The organism is Streptomyces sp. NPDC029152 (genome assembly GCF_055564355.1).
Genome location: NZ_JBVHWR010000001.1, coordinates 641,456 through 661,495 on the forward strand (window position 1 = coordinate 641,456; position 20,040 = coordinate 661,495).

16 protein-coding genes are annotated in these 20,040 nt (G+C 74.6%); 9 read left to right on the forward strand and 7 right to left on the reverse strand.

Going from position 1 to position 20,040, the window contains the following annotated elements:
* Window positions 1-203 precede the first annotated feature (203 nt).
* On the reverse strand, window positions 204-1,241 hold the full coding sequence (locus ACZ4V6_RS02760; RefSeq protein ID WP_467821939.1) for a rod shape-determining protein: 1,038 nt from the start codon (window positions 1,239-1,241) through the stop codon (window positions 204-206).
* A 285-nt stretch (window positions 1,242-1,526) separates the two neighbouring features.
* Between ACZ4V6_RS02760 and ACZ4V6_RS02765 the strand changes: the two genes are divergently transcribed.
* The gene (locus tag ACZ4V6_RS02765; RefSeq protein WP_467821940.1) at window positions 1,527-5,138 is read left to right on the forward strand and encodes a S8 family serine peptidase; all 3,612 of its coding nucleotides are present in this window, start codon (window positions 1,527-1,529) and stop codon (window positions 5,136-5,138) included.
* Between the two features lie 232 nt (window positions 5,139-5,370).
* Here ACZ4V6_RS02765 and ACZ4V6_RS02770 read toward each other — a convergent pair whose 3' ends face one another.
* The 4 genes from ACZ4V6_RS02770 to ACZ4V6_RS02785 all read right to left on the reverse strand — a co-directional run bounded on the left by ACZ4V6_RS02770 (window position 5,371) and on the right by ACZ4V6_RS02785 (window position 8,904).
* On the reverse strand, window positions 5,371-6,750 hold the full coding sequence (locus ACZ4V6_RS02770; protein WP_467821941.1) for a carboxyl transferase domain-containing protein: 1,380 nt from the start codon (window positions 6,748-6,750) through the stop codon (window positions 5,371-5,373).
* A complete protein-coding gene (locus ACZ4V6_RS02775) occupies window positions 6,743-8,188 on the reverse strand; it encodes an acyl-CoA synthetase (protein ID WP_467821942.1) in 1,446 nt (481 codons plus the stop codon). Before ACZ4V6_RS02775 ends, ACZ4V6_RS02770 begins: the two co-directional genes overlap by 8 nt.
* 86 nt (window positions 8,189-8,274) lie before the next feature.
* Window positions 8,275-8,622, reverse strand: a complete 348-nt coding sequence (locus ACZ4V6_RS02780; protein WP_467821943.1) for a hypothetical protein — start codon at window positions 8,620-8,622, stop codon at window positions 8,275-8,277.
* Between the two features lie 78 nt (window positions 8,623-8,700).
* On the reverse strand, window positions 8,701-8,904 hold the full coding sequence (locus tag ACZ4V6_RS02785) for a hypothetical protein (RefSeq protein WP_467821944.1): 204 nt from the start codon (window positions 8,902-8,904) through the stop codon (window positions 8,701-8,703).
* 128 nt (window positions 8,905-9,032) lie between these two features.
* Between ACZ4V6_RS02785 and ACZ4V6_RS02790 the strand changes: the two genes are divergently transcribed.
* Window positions 9,033-9,947 (forward strand): ATP-grasp domain-containing protein, encoded by a 915-nt coding sequence (locus ACZ4V6_RS02790; protein WP_467821945.1) that lies wholly within the window; start codon window positions 9,033-9,035, stop codon window positions 9,945-9,947.
* On the opposite strand, the gene ACZ4V6_RS02795 is transcribed toward ACZ4V6_RS02790, so the two are convergent.
* Window positions 9,898-10,497: a hypothetical protein gene (locus tag ACZ4V6_RS02795; protein WP_467821946.1), complete on the reverse strand. Its 600-nt coding sequence runs from the start codon at window positions 10,495-10,497 to the stop codon at window positions 9,898-9,900. The genes ACZ4V6_RS02790 and ACZ4V6_RS02795 overlap by 50 nt on opposite strands.
* A 161-nt stretch (window positions 10,498-10,658) precedes the next feature.
* Between ACZ4V6_RS02795 and ACZ4V6_RS02800 the strand changes: the two genes are divergently transcribed.
* Window positions 10,659-11,432, forward strand: a complete 774-nt coding sequence (locus tag ACZ4V6_RS02800) for an IclR family transcriptional regulator (protein WP_467821947.1) — start codon at window positions 10,659-10,661, stop codon at window positions 11,430-11,432.
* On the forward strand, window positions 11,429-12,277 hold the full coding sequence (locus tag ACZ4V6_RS02805; RefSeq protein WP_467821948.1) for an SMP-30/gluconolactonase/LRE family protein: 849 nt from the start codon (window positions 11,429-11,431) through the stop codon (window positions 12,275-12,277). Before ACZ4V6_RS02800 ends, ACZ4V6_RS02805 begins: the two co-directional genes overlap by 4 nt.
* On the opposite strand, the gene ACZ4V6_RS02810 is transcribed toward ACZ4V6_RS02805, so the two are convergent.
* Window positions 12,267-13,706: an NAD(P)/FAD-dependent oxidoreductase gene (locus ACZ4V6_RS02810; RefSeq protein WP_467821949.1), complete on the reverse strand. Its 1,440-nt coding sequence runs from the start codon at window positions 13,704-13,706 to the stop codon at window positions 12,267-12,269. The genes ACZ4V6_RS02805 and ACZ4V6_RS02810 overlap by 11 nt on opposite strands.
* Window positions 13,707-14,336: 630 nt before the next feature.
* On the opposite strand from ACZ4V6_RS02810, the gene ACZ4V6_RS02815 reads away from it, so the two are divergent.
* From ACZ4V6_RS02815 to arfA, 5 genes are read left to right on the forward strand one after another with little or no spacing between them, the layout of a single operon-like run.
* Window positions 14,337-15,686, forward strand: a complete 1,350-nt coding sequence (locus ACZ4V6_RS02815; protein WP_467821950.1) for an extracellular solute-binding protein — start codon at window positions 14,337-14,339, stop codon at window positions 15,684-15,686.
* The gene (locus ACZ4V6_RS02820; protein WP_467821951.1) at window positions 15,683-16,624 is read left to right on the forward strand and encodes a carbohydrate ABC transporter permease; all 942 of its coding nucleotides are present in this window, start codon (window positions 15,683-15,685) and stop codon (window positions 16,622-16,624) included. The genes ACZ4V6_RS02815 and ACZ4V6_RS02820 overlap by 4 nt, the downstream gene beginning before the upstream one ends.
* The gene (locus ACZ4V6_RS02825) at window positions 16,621-17,484 is read left to right on the forward strand and encodes a carbohydrate ABC transporter permease (RefSeq protein WP_467821952.1); all 864 of its coding nucleotides are present in this window, start codon (window positions 16,621-16,623) and stop codon (window positions 17,482-17,484) included. Before ACZ4V6_RS02820 ends, ACZ4V6_RS02825 begins: the two co-directional genes overlap by 4 nt.
* A gap of 20 nt (window positions 17,485-17,504) precedes the next feature.
* Window positions 17,505-18,476, forward strand: a complete 972-nt coding sequence (locus tag ACZ4V6_RS02830) for an arabinan endo-1,5-alpha-L-arabinosidase (protein WP_467821953.1) — start codon at window positions 17,505-17,507, stop codon at window positions 18,474-18,476.
* A 46-nt stretch (window positions 18,477-18,522) separates the two neighbouring features.
* Window positions 18,523-20,028: an arabinosylfuranosidase ArfA gene (gene arfA, locus ACZ4V6_RS02835; RefSeq protein WP_467821954.1), complete on the forward strand. Its 1,506-nt coding sequence runs from the start codon at window positions 18,523-18,525 to the stop codon at window positions 20,026-20,028.
* Window positions 20,029-20,040: the final 12 nt, after the last annotated feature.

Below are 20,040 nucleotides of genomic sequence, written 5' to 3' on the forward strand. Positions count from 1 at the left end.
GGCGACCCGATCCGGTATGCGGCCGTCGACGGCGCCCGTGAGGCGGGCGGAGGGTGGGAGGCCGAGCGGGGCGACGGCGCCGTCCACGGCGTGCTGGAGGTGCTGCGCAGGTCCAGGCCGGTGCCGGCGCCGAGGACGGCGTCGAGGGGGCGGGAGAGCCGGGACGCGGGCCGCGCGGCCGGGCCGTCGGCCTCCCCGTCGGGTCAGTCGGCCAGCGGGTCCAGTACGAGAGGCTCGATGCGGCCCTCCAGCATGGTGCCGAGACCCTGGACGGCGCACACGTCGGGCCGTTCCGCGATGTGCACCGGCATGCCGGTCGCCTGACGGAGCATCTGGTCGAAGCCGGGCAGCAGCGCGCTGCCGCCCACCATCATGATCCCGCGGTCGGCGAGGTCCGCGACCAGGTCCGGCGGGCAGTCGCGCAGCACCTTGCCGATGCCGTCGAGCACGGCCGTCAGCGGCGTCTGGATGGCGTGGCGCACCGCGGCGGTGTCGACCTTCACACTGCGCGCCAGGCCGGTCGCCACGTCCCGCCCGTGGATCTCGGTGGAGGCCGGGCCCTGCGGGGTGAGCCCGTTGCCGGACAGGGCGAGCTGCAGCGGGCGCACCGACTGGCTGGGCAGCACCAGCGCGTGCTGGTGGCGCAGGTGCTGCACGATCGCGTGGTCGACGGCCTCGCCGCCGACCGGGACGCGTTCGGCGGTCACGATGGAGCCGAGGGAGAGCACCGCGACCTGCGTGGCGTGGGCCCCGCACACCATGACCATCGTGGCCTCGGGCCGCTCCACGGGCAGCCCGCAGCCGACCGCCGCGGCGATCAGGGTGTCGACGAGCTCCACCCGCCGGGCGCCGAGCCCGACCAGCGTCTCGATCGCCGCCCGCTGGGCCAGCGGGTCGGCGTCGTGCGGCGTGCAGACGGCCGCGCGCAGCCGGGGCTTGCGGCGCAGCGTCCGGCGGATCTTGTCGCCGAGCAGGTGCCGCAGCATGCGCTGGGCCATCTCGATGTCGACGACCGTGCCGCCCGAGACCGGTCGCACGACGCGGATGTAGCCGGGGGTGCGGCCGGTCATCTTCTCCGCGAGCTCGCCCACCGCGATCAGCGCGCCGGTGCGGGTGTTGACCGCGGCGGCCGACGGCTGGTCGACGACGAGTCCGGTGCCCTTCACGTAGACCCGGGTCCTCGACGCGCCGAGATCGACGCCGAAATGGCAGCGGCGCAGCTGCTCCAGAGTGGCGGTCATGGCAGTTCCTCCCGAGAGCGCAGACCGTGCGGTGCCGGCGGGTGGCCGGTCTCCAGGCATCGTGCGCGCAGGCGGGAGCGGGCGCCTTCCGGAGGGGGCCGGGTGGGGGGCCGCTGAATGGGGGTCACCTGGAGGGCCCTGCCGGCGGCGGGCCGCCGCCGGCCGCAGGTCCGCCGGCCCCGTGGCGGGAACCCGCCGAGTCGCCGATCCGCCACGTCTGGACAACTCCTTTTCCGCACCTGGCTCCTGACACTCTTTCGCAGCACTCCACGAAGAGAGGCGATGATGAGCAGAGGACCAGTCAGACGCGGGGCGACCCTCCTGTCGGCCGGGCTTGTGATCGGGCTGCTGCCGGTCGGGCCGGCGGCGACGGCGCAGGAGGCCCCCGGGGGCACGCACGGCCAGGCGGTCACCCGCACCGTCACCCTCGTCACCGGCGACCGGGTGACCGTCACCGACCTCGGCGGCGGCAGGAGGACCGTCACCGTCGAACGGCCGGCGGGCGCCACCGGCGCCGTACGCACCCAGAACGCGAACGGCGGGATCAGCGTCGTACCGGACGAGGCCCTGCCCTACCTGCGCGACGGGCGGCTCGACGAACGACTCTTCGACGTCGACGGGTTGATACGCCAGGGGCTCGCCGACACCGAGACCGGCGAACTGCCGCTGATCGTGACGTACGAGAAGGACGCGCGGACCCTCACCCCGCGCGGCGCCGAGCGGACGCGGGCGCTGCCCAGCGTGCGCGGTGCCGCCGTCGAGGCCGACAAGGGGCGTACCTTCTGGCGGGCGTTCACCGGGCAGGCCGGCATCGACGGCGTGTGGCTCGACGGACGGGTCACCGCCGCGATGGCCGAGAGCAACGCCCAGATCGGCACCCCCGAGGCCTGGCGGACCGGGCTGACCGGCAAGGGTGTCACCGTCGCCGTGCTGGACAGCGGCGTGGACGCCGGCCACCCCGACCTCGCCGGACGGATAGCGCAGAGCCGCAGCTTCATCGCGGGGGAGGAGGTCGCCGACCGGCACGGCCACGGCACGCACGTCACCTCCACCGTCGGCGGCAGCGGCGCCGCCTCCGACGGCAGGGAGAAGGGCGTCGCCCCCGGCGCCACGCTCGCCGTCGGCAAGGTCCTGAACGACCAGGGCTCGGGCAGCGAGTCCGAGATCATCGCCGGGATGGAGTGGGCCGCCCGGGACGTGGACGCCGACATCGTCTCGATGAGCCTGGGGTCGACCGAGGCGAGCGACGGCACCGATCCCATGGCGCGGGCCGTGGACACCCTCTCCCGGGAGACCGGCGCGCTGTTCGTGATCGCCGCAGGGAACACCGGCGCGCCCTCCTCCATTGGCTCGCCGGGTGCCGCCGACGCGGCGCTGACCGTCGGCGCCGTCGACTCCGCCGACCGGGCGGCCTGGTTCACCAGCGCCGGCCCCCGCCACGGGGACAACGCCCTCAAGCCCGACCTCTCCGCCCCCGGCGTCGGCATCCTCGCCGCCCGGTCCCGGCTCGGCGAGGGCACCGGCGACTACACCTCCATGGACGGCACGTCGATGGCGACCCCGCACGTCGCCGGGGTGGCCGCCCTGCTCGCCGAGAAGCACCCCGACTGGACCGGCGCGCAGCTCAAGGACGCGCTGATGTCCACGTCGAAGCGGCTCGACGCCTCCGCCTACCAGCTCGGCGCGGGCCGGGTCAGCGTGCCGGACGCCGTCGGCGCGCAGATCACCGCGACGGGCAGCGCCGACCTCGGCTTCCACGCCTGGCCCTACGACGGCGACAAGCCGGTCACCCGCACCGTCACCTACACCAACTCCTCCGACGCCCCCGTCGCACTGAGCCTGTCCGTGCAGGGGGCGTCCGACGGTGTCGCCGTCCTCGCCGACACCGCCCTCACCGTGCCCGCGCACGGCACGGCGTCCACGACCGTGACCGGGGACGGCGCCGAGGCGCCGGTCGGCGGCACCAGCGGGCAGATCGTGGCCTCGGCCGCCGGCACACCCGTCGCGCACACCGCGTTCGGGCTGGTCAAGGAGGAGGAGCGGTACACGCTCACCGTCCACGTCAAGGACCGGTCGGGCGCGGCGACCCCCGCCGACCTCACCGTCCAGCGGCTGGCCGAGGGCGTCGACCCCGTGCCCGCCCACGTCGGCGACTCCGGCACCCTCACGATGCGGCTCGTCCCGGGGACGTACAGCCTCACCTCCTTCCTCGACGTGCGCGGCAGCCACGGCGCCGACTCGCTCGGCCTCGGCTTCCTCGCGGCGCCCGAGGTCGTCCTCGACCGGGACCGGGAGATCACCCTCGACGGCCGCGGGCTGCGCGAGCTCCGCGCGGACGTCGGCCGGCGCACCGAGACGCGTCAGCTGCTCATGGAGTACGACCGCAGCGCGAACGGCTCCGACCTGTTCGGCGCGGTGCAGGTGCCCCTGACGTACGACAGCGTCTTCGCCGCGCCCACCGGGAAGGTCACCCGGGGCGGCTTCGAGTACCGGACCGTGTGGCGGCTCGGCAAGCCGTTGCTGGAGGTCGAGGGGATCGGCGAGGCCGTCGTGCAGCCGGGCGGCACGCTCGCCGAGGGCCGGACCCGGCTGCCGCTCGTCGACGCCGGCACCGGCCCGTTCACCGGGGTGAGGGGCAAGGCGGTCCTCGCCCGGCTCACCGAGGGCACCGAACCGGCCGCCCTCGCCCGGGCCGCCCAGGACGCGGGCGCCGAGGCCCTGTTCGTGACGGACGACGAGCCGGGCCGGCTGACGGCGTGGTGGGGCACGGACGACAACGCCGACCGCCCGCTGACGATCGCCACGGTGAACACCGCGGACGCGGCACGGCTGCGGAGGGCGGGCCGGGTCGACATGACCGGCACGCGCAACACGCCGTACGTGTACGACCTGTCCGAGGGACACCCCGGCGCGGTGCCCGACCGGGACCTGACGTACGCGCCGGGGAAGCGGGAGCTGGCCGCCGTGCGCACGAGGTACCACGGCACCGAGCCGGCGAGCGGCGGCGAGTTCCGGTACTCGATCACCGGCACCTTCCCGGTCGGCCTCGGCTTCAAGGAGCGGATCGACTACCCCGTCGAGCGGACCGAGTACGTCTCGACCGGCCCCGGCCAGCTGTGGCACGAGTCCGTGGACTCCGCGGGCGGCGCCCTGGAGGAGCGCGGCGGACTGGTCCGGTACGAGGGCGGTTCGCGCCCGGAGCTGAACTGGTTCAAGCCCGTCTGGCACCCGTGGCTCGGCACCGGGCTCGGCTGGGGCCAGCAGCGTGCCGGCGACCGGCTCCGGTTCAACGCCCCCGGCTGGGGCGACTCCGGTCCCGACCACACCGGCTTCGGCGACGTGTGGAGCGAGGACAGCGGGATGACGCAGACCACGGCGGTGTACCTGGACGGCGAGCTGGTCGACGAGGGGCCGTCGTCCGCCGCGTACGTGTGGGACGCGCCCGCCGACGAGCGCACGTACCGGCTGGTCACGGACACCGCGCTGGACGCGGACCGCTGGGGGCTGGGGACGAGGGGCCACGCCGAGTGGACCTTCCGGTCGGCCGCGACCCCCGCGGACCGCTGGACCTTCCTGCCGCTGATCAACCTGTCCTTCGACGTCGGCACCGACCTCGCGGGCGAGGTGCGCGGCGGGCGGAAGCTGTCGGTCGGGATCGGCGCCGAGTACGTGGCCGGCGCTCCGGACACCGGGACGATCGGCGGCGGGACGCTCCAGGTGTCCTACGACGGCGGCACGTCCTGGACGTCCGTCCGGCTGACCGGCGAGGGCGCCTCCTGGCACGGGACGCTGGACGTGCCGCGCGGCGCCGGGCACGTCTCGCTGCGGGCCTCGGCGCGCGACGACCGGGGCGGCTCGGTCACGCAGGAGATCGTGCGGGCCGTGGGCGTCCGGTAGCACGCGGACGGCGCCGCCCCCCTGGGACGGGGAGGCGGCGCCGTCCGTTCTCCCGGACCGTCAGACCAGCCAGCCGACGAAGTGGGCGAGGCCGGCGAGGATGTCGGTGAGAAGGTTCATGTTCGTGCAGCTCCTTGCGTCGTGCATGGTGTGGGACCTGCGCTCGACCACGGTCTGCAGCCCGTCGCTCGCGCCCCGTAAGTGTCTCCGGGAACTCGGGCCCCATGCGATCTCATGACCGACGATCACCTGTTCCAGGGAACACCTGCTCCCCTGTTCGAAGCCGCAGTACGCCCAGTTCGGCCAAGTCCTGTGGTCTCACCCGTAGTTGGCACGCCGTCACCTCCACCTCGTCCGGTGGGCGCTTCAGGATCGCCGCGGCGAGCTCCGGCGCGATGACGGAGAAGTAACTGTCCGGCGTGGCCCAGGTGTTGCCGGGCGCGGCCAGCGCCAGCGCACCGCCCGAGCCGCCCTCCCCGACCACCAGCGTGGTCACCGGGGTCCGGGCCGAGGCCACGGCGTCGAACAGGTCGGCGATCGCGGCACCGGCCCCCTGCCGTTCGGCCTCCGCGTCGTTCGCCGCGCCCGGCGTGTCCACCAGGGTCAGCACCGGGACGCCGAGCCGGTCCGCGAGGCGGACCAGCCGGGCGGCGGTGCGGAACCCGGCGGGTCTGGTCGCCGTGCCGGTCTGGGCGGCGTACGCGACCGTCCGCCCCGCGTGCTCGCCGAAGCCGCACAGCATGCCCTCGGTGTCCGTGCCGCCGCAGCGGTCGCCGGACAGGGTGACGCGGTGGGTGAAGTAGGCGTCGAGGTAGGCCCCGGCGCGGGGCCGTTCGGGCGCCCGGGCCCGCCGGACCGCGTCCCACCCGGTGGCCGGCAGGTCCGTCGCGCCCAGCGGCTCGGGCACCGGCGCCGGGTCGTGGGACGGCGCCGTCAGCAGCCGCAGCCAGCGCCCCAGCGTGCCGCGCAGCTCCCCGGGCGGCACGACGGCGTCCGCGCTGCCCGCCGCCACCTGCGCCTCGGCCGTGTACGCCGCCGGGTCGGCGTCCGGCGGCCGGACCCGGGAACCGGCGAAGCCCACCTGGGCGCCGGGCAGCGCGAGGACCACGTCGGCGCCCGCGCCCAGCGTCGCCCAGCCGCCCCCGGTGGCCGGGTCCCGCAGGACGGCGACCTGGGCGAGGCCCGCCCGGCGGGTGAGGGCCGACTGCCGGGCCACGCGCTGGAGCTGGGTCAGCGCGAGCATGCCCTCCTGCATCCGGCTGCCCCCGGTGGCGACCAGCGGCACGACGGGCAGCCGGTGCTCCCGCGCGTACGCGTACGCCGCCTCCAGCCGGTCGCCCGTGCGCCGGCCGAGCGAGCCGCCGAGGAAGGCGAACTCGAAGGCGAGCAGCACGGCCCGGACCCCCTCGACGTGCCCGGTCCCGCAGACGACGGACTCCGTCTCGCCGGTGCGTCCGGCGGCGCGGGCGCGCTGGTCGTCGTAGCCGGGCCAGCCGAGCGGGCCGTCGGGTTCCGGGCCGTCGGGTCCCGGGTCGCCGTCCGGGCGGGGGAGTTCGGTGAAGTCGTCGGTGAGGAGCGCGAGGAACGCGCGCGCGGAGAGCCGTTCAGCCATGGGTCAGCGCCCGCTTCATGATCTTCCCCATGTCGTTGCGGGGCAGGGAGTCGAGGTGCCGGACGGCGCGGGGCCGCTTGTGCGGGGCGAGCCGGCCGGCGACGTGGTCCGCCAGCTCGCCGAGGGTGGGCGGCGACTGGGGGTCCGCCGGGACGATCCAGGCCACGATCCGCTCGCCCAGGTCCGGGTCGGGTTCCCCGGTGACGGCCGCCTCCCGCACCCCCGGGTGTTCCAGCAGCGCGTTCTCGATCTCCCCGGCCCCGATCTTGTACCCACCGCTCTTGATCAGGTCGGTGGCCTTGCGGCCGACGATGCGGACACAGCCGTCCGGGTCGCGCACCGCCATGTCGCCGGTGCGGAAGAACCCGTCCCCGGTGAACGCGGCGGCGGTGGCGTCGGGACGGTTCAGGTACTCCGTGAACAGGTTCGGGCCGCGCACCTGGATCTCGCCGACGCTCTCCCCGTCGTACGCCGTGACCGGCGTGCCGTCCTCCTCCACGAGCCGCAGCTCGACCCCGGGCAGCGGCACGCCCACGGTGCCGGGCCGGGACTCGCCGTCGGCGCGGACGCTGGTGTTCATGAGCGTCTCGGTCATGCCGTACCGCTCGATCACGCGCCGTCCGGTCGCGGCGGCGATCCGCTCGTGGTCGTGCACGGGCAGCGCGGCCGACCCGGACACCAGCAGCCGGGCGCCCGCGAGCGCCTTCGCCAGCTCCGCGTCGCCGGGCAGGGCCTCGGCGATGCGGTGGTACATCGTCGGCACCCCGAACAGCATGGTCGCGCCGCCGCTGAGCTCCCGTGCCGCGCCCCCGGTGCTGAACCCGCCGAGGTGCCGCACCGATCCGCCGCGCCGCAGCGGGCCGAGGACGCCGAGCACCAGCCCGTGCACGTGGAACAGCGGCAGCCCGTGCACCAGCACGTCGTCACCGGTCCACCGCCAGGCGTCGGCGAGCGCGTCCAGGGTGGAGGCGATGGCCCGCCGGGGGAGGACGGCCCCCTTGGGCGGGCCGGTGGTGCCGGAGGTGTAGACGATCAACGCGGGATCCTCCGGGCCGCCGTCGTCCTCGGGGACGGGCCCGGCGGCGCGCACGTCGACGTCCACGCGCGGCAGCCCGGCCACCGGCCCGGGCAGCTCGTCGCCGGGTGCGGCCAGCACCAGGGACGGGGCGCTGTCGGACAGGATGTGGCCGAGCTCCTTCCCGCCCGACCTCGGGTTGAGCGGCACGGCGGCGGCGCCGGCGAGCAGCGTGCCGACGACGGCGACGGCGGTCTCCGGCGACGGCGTCGCCCACACGGCGACCCGGCCGGCGCCCCGCACCCGCTCGCCGACGGCCCCGGCCGCCGCGGCCAGCTCCGCGTAGGTGAGGGAGCGCTCGCCGAACCGCAGGGCGACGTGGTCGCCCGGGGCGCGGGTGAGGGCGGGGAAGAGGGAGGACACGCGGCACTCCTGGGGATTCGGGGAACGGACATCCCGTTCCTACCCAGCCCCCGGGACGATCCGACGCCGCCGGAGGTTGACGCCGGTCACGTCCCTTGCCCGCTCTCGCCGGGCCGTCGCCGTGTCCCCACCAGCGCGGCCGGGTCCGGGGCCAGGGCCGGCTCGACCGTGCGCAGCGCCGGGTGCTCCAGCCGGTGCAGCCGTGTCCGGTCGATCCGGCCCTCGTGCGCCGGGGGCCGGCCGGTGGCCGGGGTGAAGTCGTCCAGGACCACCGCGCCGCCGGGGACGGGCAGCCGGCCCACGTCGGCGGCCGGGCCCCGTTCCGACCCGCCCTGCCCGCCGCCGTCCAGCGCCGGCAGGTCGTACGGGCCCCGCTCGCCGGTCCGCGTCCGGTCGCCGGTGAGCGTCTCCGCCCCGGGCCGGTCGGCGGACATCTCCCCGGCGGTCCGCGCGCGCCCGGGATCCCGTCCCGCGCTCACCAGCCGTACGCCCGCGCCCGCTCCGGACGCCGGTCAGGCGAGCCCCACGCCGCAGCCCGTGCCCGTTTCCCCGATCGTCCCGCGCGCCCCACCCGCCAGGGCGTGCAGCGGCCGTCCCTGCTCGGGCCGGCAGGAGTACGGGAACCCGTGGGCCCGGGCGGCGGCCGGCGCCCGTCCGGCCAGCGGCGGCAGCCTCCCGGCCACCGCGTCGCAGGCGTCCGTCCCGAAGACCGGCATGCCGCCGATCCTGCCGCAACGGGCTGTACCGGGTCACGGCCTCGGTCCCTCCTCGCCGGCATGTTGTTAGCCTGCCCGGCAGTCGCACTGCCGTACGAGCCGGTCGCAGCGCCCCAGGAGGAGTCCCCGTGCCGTCCGCCCCGCCCCGCATCGCTCTCGCCACCTGCCGCCCCGGTCCGCAGGTGAGTGTCGACCGTGATCTCCCGGTGCTGGTGGCGGCGTTGAGGGACGCGGGGGCCGACGCGTCGGCCGAGGTGTGGGACGACGACGCCGTGGACTGGGGCGCGTTCGATCTCGTCGTCATCCGGTCCACCTGGGACTACAGCTGGCGGACGGCCGAGTTCACGGCCTGGGCCGAGGCGTGCGGGAAGGTCACGCGGCTGGCGAATCCGGCGGCGGTGGTGCGCTGGAACACCGACAAGCGCTACCTCGGGGACCTCGCGGCGGCCGGGGTGCCCGTCGTCCCCACCCGGTACGTAGGGCCCGGCGAGCCGGTGGAGCTGCCCGGCGGCCACGAGTACGTCGTCAAGCCGGCCTCGGGCGCCGGCGCCCGGTTCGCCGCCCGCTACACGCCCGACCGGCACGCCACCGCCGTACGGCAGGTGGAGCGGATGCACGCCGAGGGCTTCACGGCGATGGTGCAGCCGTACGTGCGCGGCATCGACACGACGGGCGAGCGGGCCCTGCAGTACGTCGGCGGGGAGCTGCTGCACGCCGGCCGCAAGGGGGCCGTCCTGACGCCCGGCACGCCCTACGACGCGCGCAAGGTCGCGCATCCCGGCATCGAGCCCTGGTCGCCCACCCCGGCCGAACGCGCCGTCGCCGCACGCGCCCTGGCCGCCGTGCCCGGTGCGCCCGAACTGCTGTACGCCCGCGTCGACCTGGTGGACGGGGAGGACGGGCTGCCCCGGGTGATGGAGCTGGAACTGGTCGAGCCGAACCTGTTCCTGTGGCTGCACGAGGGCTCGGTGCCGCGTGTCGTCGAGGAGATCGTCAGGGCCGCCGGCCGTCGGTCGCCGTCCGCTGGAGCAGCCCCCAGGTGAACTCCGCGACCACCTCGTGCCGCTCGCCGGCCGCGTCCGGGGCGGTGAAGGCGAGCCCCCACCGGGTGGGCGCCGAGCCCTGGAGCGGACGGGCGGGGGCGAAGGCGCGGGCGGCCTCGTCGACCGTGCAGGACCAGGGGGCCAGGTCGTCCAGCGTGCGCAGCCGCGGGCCCTCGGCGCCGGGGGCGCGGACCAGCCACTCGTTCCAGACGGCGCCCTTCCCGGTCACGAGCACCTCGAAGCGCAGGTCCGGCCAGAGGGGGAGCGGCCACTGCCGGGCCTCGCACTCCAGGTCCCCGACGCGGCGCGGGACCGCCGACTCGGGCTCGCCCAGCACGGAGCGGTAGCGGGAGGCGGCCGAACGGGACCGGGGGGAGCGGACCATGGCCTGCCAGCGCCGGTTGGCCTCCCGCATGTCCGTGACCGAGGCGCCCAGTGCGCGGCGGGCGTCCTCGACCAGGCCCGGGTTGTGGTCGGCCATGCGGCGCAGCAGCACTAGCTGGAAGTCGACCGGCGTGAACGGGACGGCGGGGCGCGGGGAGGAGGACATGGGCCCATCGTCGCTCAGCCGGCCAGGCCGCACCCGCGTGCCCATTGCCCCGGCAAACGCAGTATGAGTAGCCTGTGTTCGCCATTCCGACCGCCTGTTGATATCTCGAACATCGGATATCGCCACCGCAGGCGCCCGAGACACCTAGGAGGGGGCCGGACATGGGACGTCTCGTACCAGCCGTGACCCGGGCTCTCGACATACTGGAGCTCTTCCTCGACGGGGACGGCACGCTCTCCGCCCCCGACATCGTGCGCCGGCTCCAGCTGCCGCGCACCACCGTGCACGAACTGGTCACCACGCTCGCCGCCCGCAAGTACATCGTCCCCGTGGCCGGCCAGCCCGGACGGTACCGGCTCGGCGTGCGTCCGTACCAGCTCGGCGCCCGCTACGCCGAGCACCTGGACCTGGCCGCCGAGGGCCAGCAGGTCGCCCGGAGCGTCGCCGAGACCTGCGACGAGACCGTGCACGTGGCGATCCTGGAGGACACCGACGTCATCTACATCGCCAAGGTCGACTCCACGCACGCGGTGCGCATGGTGTCGGCGGCCGGGCGGAAGCTGCCCGCCCACTGCACGTCCGTCGGCAAGATGCTGCTGGCCTCCCTGCCCGAGCAGGAGCTCGCCGCCCGCTTCCCCGACGGCGCCGCGCTGACCGCGATGACGCCGAACAGCATCACCGACCCGGCGTCGCTGCGCGCGGCCCTGGCCGGGATCCGCGAGCGCGGCATCGCGGTGGAGAACCGCGAGTCCAACCCCGACGTCTCCTGCGTGGCCGCCCCGGTCCGGGACCGCACCGGCAGGGTCGTCGCCGCGCTGTCGATCTCCGTGCCCATGATCCGCTGGAGCGAGGAGCGCCGCGCCGAGCTGGAGGAGCTCGCCGCGAAGGGCGCCGCCGACCTGTCCGAGCGCCTCGGCCACCGGAGCGCGGCATGACGTACGACGTGGCGGTACGGGCCGAGGCGGCCCTCGGCGAGGGACCGACCTGGGACGCGGACGCGGGCCTGCTGATCTGGGTGGACGTCCTGGGCTGCCGCGTGCACACCTACGACCCCGTCTCCGGGCGCCGGACGGTGCGCACGACCGAGCAGCACGTGGGCGCGGCCAAGCCGCGGGCCGGCGGCGGCCTCGTCCTGAACCTGCGGGACGGCGTCGGCGTCGTCGACCCCGACGGGACCTTCCGCCTGCTGCACCACGACCCCGTCCCCGGCCGCCGGGCCAACGACGCCGCCGTCGCCCCCGACGGCAGCCTCTGGGCCGGCACCATGCGCTACGACGAGGCCCCCGGCGGCGGCACGCTCTCCCGCCTCACGGGCGACGGCACCGTGACGACCGTCCTGGACGACGTGGCGGTCAGCAACGGCACCGGCTGGAGCCCCGACGGGCGGCTGATGTACTACGTCGACTCGCCGACCCGGCGGATCGACGTCTTCGACCACGACACCGGGGACGGCCGCGTCACCGGCCGGCGCCCGTTCGTCACCGTCGAGGAGGGCGCCGGCTTCCCCGACGGGCTCACCGTCGACGCCGAGGGCTGCGTGTGGGTGGCGCTGTGGGGCGGCTCGGCGGTCCGCCGCTACACGCCGGACGGCACGCTGGACCGGGTGATCGGCCTGCCCGTCCCGCTCGTCACGGCCTGCGCGTTCGGCGGCGCCGGCCTGACCGACCTGTACGTCACCACGGCCCGCACCGGCCTCACGGCCCCGCACCCGCTCGCCGGGTCGGTGCTGGTGGTGCCCGGAGCGGGCGGGGGGCTGCGGCAGCCGGCGTTCAGGGGCTGACCGGGCCGCCGCGCGGTGCGCGGTGCGCTCGGGTGCCGGTGCGGTCCAGGGCGCGCAGGACGTCCCGTTCGGACGGGGTCAGCGGTGGCTCGGTCGCCGGGGGCAGCGGGGGACCGGCCAGCGCGGCCAGCAGGACGGCCGGGCGCAGGACGCGGGCCGGGCCGGTCAGGATGCTGGCCACGTCCCACAGCGCGGCGGCCGCCGGGAGGGAACCGGCCGCCGTCCTCGTCAGGCGCCGGGTGTACGCGGTGACCAGGCGGTCGACGGCGTTCGGCCGCCCGCCGCGCGTGCCCGGGTACCTGAGGTCCTGGCCGACCGCCATGGCCCACGCCGCGTCGACCGGCCGGGCCGCCCCGCGCTGCACGCGGCGGGCGAGGCCGGGCGCGGTGACACCGGCCCGGCGCACCTCCCCGGCGAGCACCCGCGCGCCCAGCGCGGCCACCGACATGCCCTGCGCGTAGACCGGGTTGAAGGCGGCCAGCGCGTCGCCGAGGACGACGAGCCCCTCCGGCCAGTGCCGGGCCCTCTCCACGTAGCGCCGCACATTGCTGGTGCTGCGGCTGACGTGCACCCCGGTGAGCGGCTCGGCCCCCGAGATCAGCCGGCCCACGATCGGGTCGCGCAGCCCGAGCGTGTACTCCAGGAAGCCCTCCGGGTCCGCCGGCGGCTCGCCGCCCCGGGTGCCGCCGAGGCTGACCATCCAGCGGCCGCCCTCGACGGGCAGGACCATGCCGCTGCGGCCCGGCCGGGACGCGTACGGGTCGGCGTGCACGACCGTCAGCGGGAACCGCCCGGCGCCCTCGGGCACGCGGTAGACGCGGGTGGCGTTGACCAGGCCGGAGTCCACGGTCCGCTCCCGGACGCCGCTCACGCCGAGGCCGTCCAGCCAGGTGAGCAGGCGCGATCCGCGACCGCTCGCGTCGACGACGAGGCCGGCGTCCAGCACGTCCTCCCCGGCGCCGTCCGCCGCGACGCGGACACCCGTGACGCGGCCCGCACCGCCGGTCAGCCCCCGCACGTCGGCCTTGCGGACGCCGACCCCGGCCCGTTCGAGCACCGCCTCGCGCACCGTCCAGTCCAGCAGCGCCCGGCTGCACGTGATCATGACGGGGCCCTCGTGGCGCCAGCGCCGCAGCCAGCCGTCGGGCGTGAGCGCCAGCGTGCCCGAGCTCAGCGACACCTCGTGCGCCCCGGCGGCGAGCAGCCTCTCGCGCATCCCGGCGCCGGGGAGGAGGTCCTCCACGGCGGCCAGACCCCCGGCCATCAGCAGGTGCGCGTGCCGCCCCTGCGGCAGGCCCCGGCGGTGCTTCGGTCCGTCCGGCAGGTCGTCGCGCTCCAGCACGACGACCTCGTCCACCGCGGTGGACAACGCCGCCGCGGCCAGCATGCCGGCCAGCCCGGCACCGATGACGACAGCTCTGCGGGACACGGTTCTCCTCCGGTTCGGCCGGGCCGCGGCCGACTCCGCCGCGCCCGGGCGGGTTCAGCCGCGGGTCCGGCCGTGGGCGGCCCTCACCGTACCCGCACGCGCGGCGCCGCCGGTCAGGATCGGCCGCGGCCGCCCGTCGGCCCCCCGCGGTCACCGGACGCGCACGGCGCGCGTCACCGGCGTCGCGACGCCGACGGGATCCGCGGCGGCCGGGCGCGTCGGCGGGGCGGCGCATCCGCCCGCCCGTGCGCACCGCCTCTCCCCCCGGCCCCGTTCCGCTCTCGCCGGGTGCCGCGCCGTTCGCCGTGCGCCATGCCGGGACCCCGCCCGGCTCGGCCGCCTCCGCTTCCCGTGGCGGCCGCGTACGCGCGCCGGTGCGCGGACCTCTCTCCGCACGGCGCGTGGCACCGCGGGCGGACGCGTCCGTCCCCGCCGGCGTCCGGTGGTCCGGAGATTCTCATTCCCTGAGAAAAGACCGCCCCCGCTCGAAAGTCCTGCGCGACTTATTGACGTGAACGTGCTCCCACCCTACGTTTCCCGTTCGAAGTTACGAGCGAGATTCGATATTTCGAACAGTCGGAGTCGTCCTCCGCTCCCCGGCGGGAACGGCACCGGCAGATGGGGCGGGGCATGGGACGACCTGGCCTGAATCGCAGGCACTTTCTGGCCGCGGCGGGCGGCCTGACGGTCGCGGGCAGCTTCGGCTTCGCGGCCCTGGGCACGGGCGCCGACGCGCTCGCCTCCGGAGCGGACACCCGCGTGCGCTACTGGAATCTCTTCAGCGGCGGCGACGGCTACAACATGATCGCGATGCTGGACTCCTTCCGTGAGGACAACCCCGGCATCGACGTGAAGGACTCCACCCTCCAGTGGGGCAGCCCCTTCTACACCAAGCTCGCCATGGCGGCGGCCGGCAACCGCGCGCCGGACCTGGGCGTCATGCACCTGGGCCGGGTGCCCGGCTTCTCGCCGGGCCGCCTCCTGGACCCCTGGGACGTCGGACTGCTCGCCGAGTACGGGGTGCGGGAGAAGGACTTCAACCCCGACCTGTGGAAGCGCGCCGTCATCGACGGCAAGCTCTACGCCCTGCCCCTCGACATCCACGTCCAGCTCTGCTTCTACCGCAAGGACGTGCTGAGGAAGGCGGGGCTGCTCGGGACCGACGGCCGGATGGTCCCGGTGACCTCCACCGAGGAGTGGTTCGAGGTGCTGAAGGAGGCCAGGAAGGCCACCGAGAAGGGTCTGCAGACCCTCGGCCTGCACGTCAACGACCTCAACATCCAGTGGTGGATGTTCGTCGCCTTCTACACCCAGCTCGGCGGCACCTGGTTCGACGCGGCCGCCACCGAGGCCACCTTCGACACCGACAAGGCCACCGAGGTCCTGGAGTTCCTGCGACGGCACATCACCGACGGCTACTCCGTCGCGGGCGCCGCGGACGCCGAACAGTTCGTCAACGGCGCCCCCTTCACCTGGGAGGGGAACTGGTCGGTGCCGGTCTTCGACACCGCCGGGCTGGACTACGGCGCCACCCCGCTGCCGCCCGTCTTCGGCAAGCAGGCCACCCACGCCGAGTCCCACGCCTTCGTCCTGCCGCACCAGTCCGGCCGGGGCGGTGCCGAGAACGACGCCGCCCACCGGCTCGCCGCCTACGTCGTGCGGCACGCCCGGCAGTGGGCCGGCGGCGGGCACATCCCCGCGTACACGCCGACCCTGTCCTCGGCCGCGTACCGAAAGCTCCAGCCGCAGAGCGAGTACGTCTCCGCGATGGACCACCAGGCCACCGAGCCGAAGGTGTGGTTCGCGGGCTCGACCGGGCTGCTCGCCCAGCGCCTCGGGCCCGTGGTGATGGCCTCGACCGCCGGGTCCGCGGGGCCGGGGACCGTCGCCCGCCGGATGAAGGGCGTGCTCACCGAACTGCTCGCCATGAAGAACCCGATGGACGGCAGGACCGCCGCGCAGGGAGGTGCGGTCGCATGACGACGACCAGCGCTGAGACGATCATCCGCCCGGCGCGCGCGGAGACCGCCGCGGACAGCGCCGCCGTCCGGCACCGGCAGGGCTTCCAGCACGGCGGCTGGTTCGTCGCCCCCTTCCTCGCCCTGTTCGCGCTCTTCGTCGTCTGGCCGCTGCTGCGCGGCCTCTACCTCAGCCTCACGGACGCCAACATCTCCGGCGACGGCGCGAACCTCATCGGCCTGGACAACTACCGCGAGGCCCTCCAGGACCCCCTGATGTGGGACTCGCTCGGCCACAGCGCGTACTTCACGCTGCTCGTCGTGCCCTGCATCACGGTCCTCGCCTTCCTCCTGGCGATGCTCGCCCACCACATCGAGCGCGGCAAGTGGCTGTGGCGGCTGTGCTTCTTCCTGCCGTTCCTGCTGCCCTCCACCGTCGCCGCCAACCTGTGGCAGTGGCTGTTCAACCCCGGCACGGGCATGGTCAACCACGTCTTCGGCATCGAGACGCCGTGGCTGAGCGACAAGTCGTACGCGATGCTCGCGGTCGTCGTCACCACCCTGTGGTGGACGGTCGGCTTCAGCTTCCTGCTCTACCTCGCCGCCCTCCAGGGCATCCCCGCCCACCTCTACGAGGCCGCCAGGCTCGACGGCGCGAACGCCTGGCACCGCACGGTCCACATCACCCTGCCGATGCTGCGCAACATCACCGGGCTCGTCGTCGCCCTGCAGATCCTCGCCTCGCTCCAGGTCTTCGACCAGGCCGTCGTGATGCAGGACTTCGGCCCCGGACCCGAGGAGTCGACCCGCACCTTCGTGCAGTACACCCTCGAACAGGGCTTCACCAGCTACCGCGTGGGCTACGCCTCCGCGGTCTCCGTCATCTTCTTCGTGATCATCGCGGCCGTCGCCCTCGCGCGGATGTGGCTGCTGCGCAACCGTGAGGAGGGCGGCCGATGACCACCGCCGCAGCACCGGTACGGACCGCACCCCGCAGGGCCCGGACGACCGGCCAGATCGTGCTCACCCTGCTCGGCGCGGCCGTCTCCGCGGTGTTCCTGGCGCCCCTGGCCTGGGCGCTGTTCACCTCCCTGAAGTCGGAGACCGAGGCCGTCGAGGTGCCGCCGCACTGGCTCCCGAAGGACTGGACCGGCCATGCCTGGACGGCCGTGTTCGAGAACGGCGACATCACCGACTGGTTCGTCAACTCCCTGGTCGTCTCCGTGTGCGTGACGACGATCGTGCTGCTGGTGAGCGCCCTGGCCGGTTACGGCTTCGCCCGCACGGAGTTCCGGGGCAAGGGCTTCCTGATGGGCCTGGTGATGGCGGGCCTCATGATCTCCCCGGCCGTGCTCGGCGTGCCCCTGTTCACCACGGTCCAGCAGATGGGGATGGTCGACACCTACTGGGGCATGATCCTGCCGCAGTGCGCGCCCGCCGCGATGGTCTACATCCTCTACAAGTTCTTCCAGGGCGTCCCGCGCGAACTGGAGGAGGCCGCCTTCATCGACGGCGCGGGCCGCTGGCGCGTCTTCTTCACGATCATCGTCCCGCTCTCGCGCCCCTCGCTGGCGGCGGTCGGCATCTTCACCTTCATCAGCTCGTGGAACAACTTCCTGTGGCCGTACATGGTGACCAACAACCCCGACCTGATGACCATGCCGAACGGCATCGCGACCGTCATGAACTCCTACGGCATCCAGTGGGCCCAGCTCATGGCCGGCGGTCTCATGGCGGGCCTGCCGCTGATCGTCGTCTTCGTCTTCTTCCAGCGCCAGATCGTGGCGGGTGTCGCCCACACCGGTCTGGCCGGCCAGTAGCCCCGCGAGGAGGAACCGACGTGAAGCGCCTCGGACTCGTCACGCTGCCGGCGGCCGCCGCCCGGGCCCTGCTGCCGTCCACGGCCCGGGCGGACGTGACGTACCCCGACCCCCAGCCGGCCACGGGCCGGCGGATCATCCACGACCCGACCGTCATCCGCCTCGGATCCGGTGGCTACGTCGCCTACTCGACCGGGGGCGTCATCGGCGCCCGGACGTCGAGGGACCGCGTCCACCGGACGGACGCGGGCAACGCCTTCGCCGAGCCCCCGGGCTGGTGGTACGAGTACAACGACACCGGCGACCCGTGGGCCCCCGACATCTCGTACCGCGACGGCCGCTACTGGCTGTACTACGCGGTCTCCTCCTGGGGCACCAACCACTCCGCGATCGGCGTGGCCACCTCCCGCACGGGCCTGCCCGGCACCTGGACCGACCACGGCAAGGTCTTCTCCTCCGGGACGACCGACACCTGGAACGCCATCGACCCGTCCGTGATCCGCGCCGACGGCAGGCTGTGGATGGCCTTCGGCTCCTACTGGTCCGGCATCCGCATGGTCGAACTGGACCCGGGGACGGGCAAGGCCGTCGAGAACGCCACGGTCCACCACCTGGCGTCCCGTCCGGACGAGCCCTACGCCGTCGAGGGCCCGGCCGTCGTCAAGCACGGCCGCCACTACTACCTCTTCGCCTCCTACGACGCGTGCTGCTCGGGCGTGAACAGCACGTACAAGATCCGCGTCGGCCGCTCGACCTCGGTGACCGGCCCGTACACCGACAGCACGGGCAGGCCGATGCCGGAGGGCGGCGGCGACCTCCTCCTCGCCGGCCACGGCCGCTACCTCGGCACCGGCGGGCAGTCCGTCTTCCGCGACCGGGGCCGGGACTGGCTGGCCTGCCACTACTACGACGCCGAGGACGAGGGCACGCCCAAGCTCGGACCGAACGCCCTGACCTGGACCGGGAACGGCCGGCCGGCCCTGCGCCGGTGACGCGACCCGCCCCGCCCCCGCAGCAACGGACCCCCGAAAGGAAGCAATGCGCACCGCCCGCTTCACCCTCGACCCCGCCTTCACCGTCGGCGACGTCAACCCCCGCCTCTTCGGCTCCTTCGTGGAACACCTCGGCCGCTGCGTCTACACCGGCATCTTCGAACCCGGCCACCCCGCCGCGGACGCGGAGGGCATCCGGCAGGACGTGCTGGAGCTGGTCCGGGAACTCGGCGTGACCGCCATCCGCTACCCCGGCGGGAACTTCGTCTCCGGCTACAGGTGGGAGGACTCCGTCGGCCCGGTGGAGGACCGCCCGCGCCGCCTGGACCTCGCCTGGCGCTCCACCGAGACCAACCGCTTCGGCCTGTCCGAGTACATCGGCTTCCTCAGGAAGGTCGGCCCCCAGGCCGAGCCGATGATGGCCGTCAACCTCGGCACCCGGGGCGTCGCCGAGGCCCTGCAACTCCAGGAGTACGCCAACCACCCCTCCGGCACGGCACTCTCCGACCTGCGCGCCGAGCACGGCGACAAGGACCCGTTCGGCATCCGGCTCTGGTGCCTCGGCAACGAGATGGACGGCCCCTGGCAGACCGGCCACAAGACCGCCGGGGAGTACGGCCGCCTCGCCGCCGAGACCGCCCGTGCCATGCGCCAGATCGACCCGGACCTCGAACTCGTCGCCTGCGGCTCCTCCAGCCAGTCCATGGAGACCTTCGCCGAGTGGGAGGCGACGGTCCTCGAGGAGACGTACGACCTCGTCGACCACATCTCCCTGCACGCCTACTACGAGCCGCTCGACGGCGACGTCGACTCCTTCCTGGCCTCCGCCGTGGACATGGAGTCCTTCATCGAGAACGTCGTCGCCACCTGCGACCACGTCGGCGCCCGCCTCAAGTCCAAGAAGAGGATCAACCTCTCCTTCGACGAGTGGAACGTCTGGTACCTGTCCCGGGCCGACGCCGAGGTCAGCGCCCTGGACTGGCCCGAGGCGCCCCGCCTGCTGGAGGACAACTACAGCGTCACCGACGCCGTCGTCTTCGGCTCCCTGCTCATCGCCCTGCTGCGGCACGCCGACCGCGTCACCGTCGCCTGCCTCGCCCAGCTCGTCAACGTCATCGCCCCGATCATGACCGAGCCGGGCGGCCCCGCCTGGCGCCAGACGACGTTCTTCCCCTTCGCCCAGGCCTCGAAGCACGGCCGCGGCGAGGTCCTCGACGTCCGGGTGGACTCGCCGACGTACGAGACGAAGAAGTACGGCGAGACCGACCTGCTGCACGCCACCGCCGTGCGCGCCGGGGACGGCACCGTGACCGTCTTCGCCGTCAACCGCTCCCGCACCGAGCCGCTGCCGCTCGACGTCGCCCTGAACGGCCTCGACCTGAGCGAGGTCGTGGAGCACAGCGCCCTCGCGGACGCCGATCCCGACGCCCGCAACACGCTCGCCGAGCCCGAGCGGGTCCTCCCGCACCCGGTCGGGGGCACGACGCTGGAGGACGGCCGGCTGAGCGCCGTCCTGGAGCCGCTGTCCTGGAACGTGATCCGGCTCGGCTGAGCCGGCGTCAGG

What these genes read in the sequence shown, in the direction of transcription:
- ACZ4V6_RS02800 (WP_467821947.1), top strand. Translation starts at nt 10,659, where the DNA reads ATGGGACGTCTCGTACCAGCCGTGACCCGGGCTCTCGACATACTGGAG.
- ACZ4V6_RS02780 (WP_467821943.1), bottom strand. Translation starts at nt 8,622, where the DNA reads ATGTCCGCCGACCGGCCCGGGGCGGAGACGCTCACCGGCGACCGGACG.
- ACZ4V6_RS02760 (WP_467821939.1), bottom strand. Translation starts at nt 1,241, where the DNA reads ATGACCGCCACTCTGGAGCAGCTGCGCCGCTGCCATTTCGGCGTCGAT.
- arfA (WP_467821954.1), top strand. Translation starts at nt 18,523, where the DNA reads ATGCGCACCGCCCGCTTCACCCTCGACCCCGCCTTCACCGTCGGCGAC.
- ACZ4V6_RS02820 (WP_467821951.1), top strand. Translation starts at nt 15,683, where the DNA reads ATGACGACGACCAGCGCTGAGACGATCATCCGCCCGGCGCGCGCGGAG.
- ACZ4V6_RS02765 (WP_467821940.1), top strand. Translation starts at nt 1,527, where the DNA reads ATGAGCAGAGGACCAGTCAGACGCGGGGCGACCCTCCTGTCGGCCGGG.
- ACZ4V6_RS02770 (WP_467821941.1), bottom strand. Translation starts at nt 6,750, where the DNA reads ATGGCTGAACGGCTCTCCGCGCGCGCGTTCCTCGCGCTCCTCACCGAC.
- ACZ4V6_RS02795 (WP_467821946.1), bottom strand. Translation starts at nt 10,497, where the DNA reads ATGTCCTCCTCCCCGCGCCCCGCCGTCCCGTTCACGCCGGTCGACTTC.
- ACZ4V6_RS02815 (WP_467821950.1), top strand. Translation starts at nt 14,337, where the DNA reads ATGGGACGACCTGGCCTGAATCGCAGGCACTTTCTGGCCGCGGCGGGC.
- ACZ4V6_RS02805 (WP_467821948.1), top strand. Translation starts at nt 11,429, where the DNA reads ATGACGTACGACGTGGCGGTACGGGCCGAGGCGGCCCTCGGCGAGGGA.
- ACZ4V6_RS02785 (WP_467821944.1), bottom strand. Translation starts at nt 8,904, where the DNA reads ATGCCGGTCTTCGGGACGGACGCCTGCGACGCGGTGGCCGGGAGGCTG.
- ACZ4V6_RS02825 (WP_467821952.1), top strand. Translation starts at nt 16,621, where the DNA reads ATGACCACCGCCGCAGCACCGGTACGGACCGCACCCCGCAGGGCCCGG.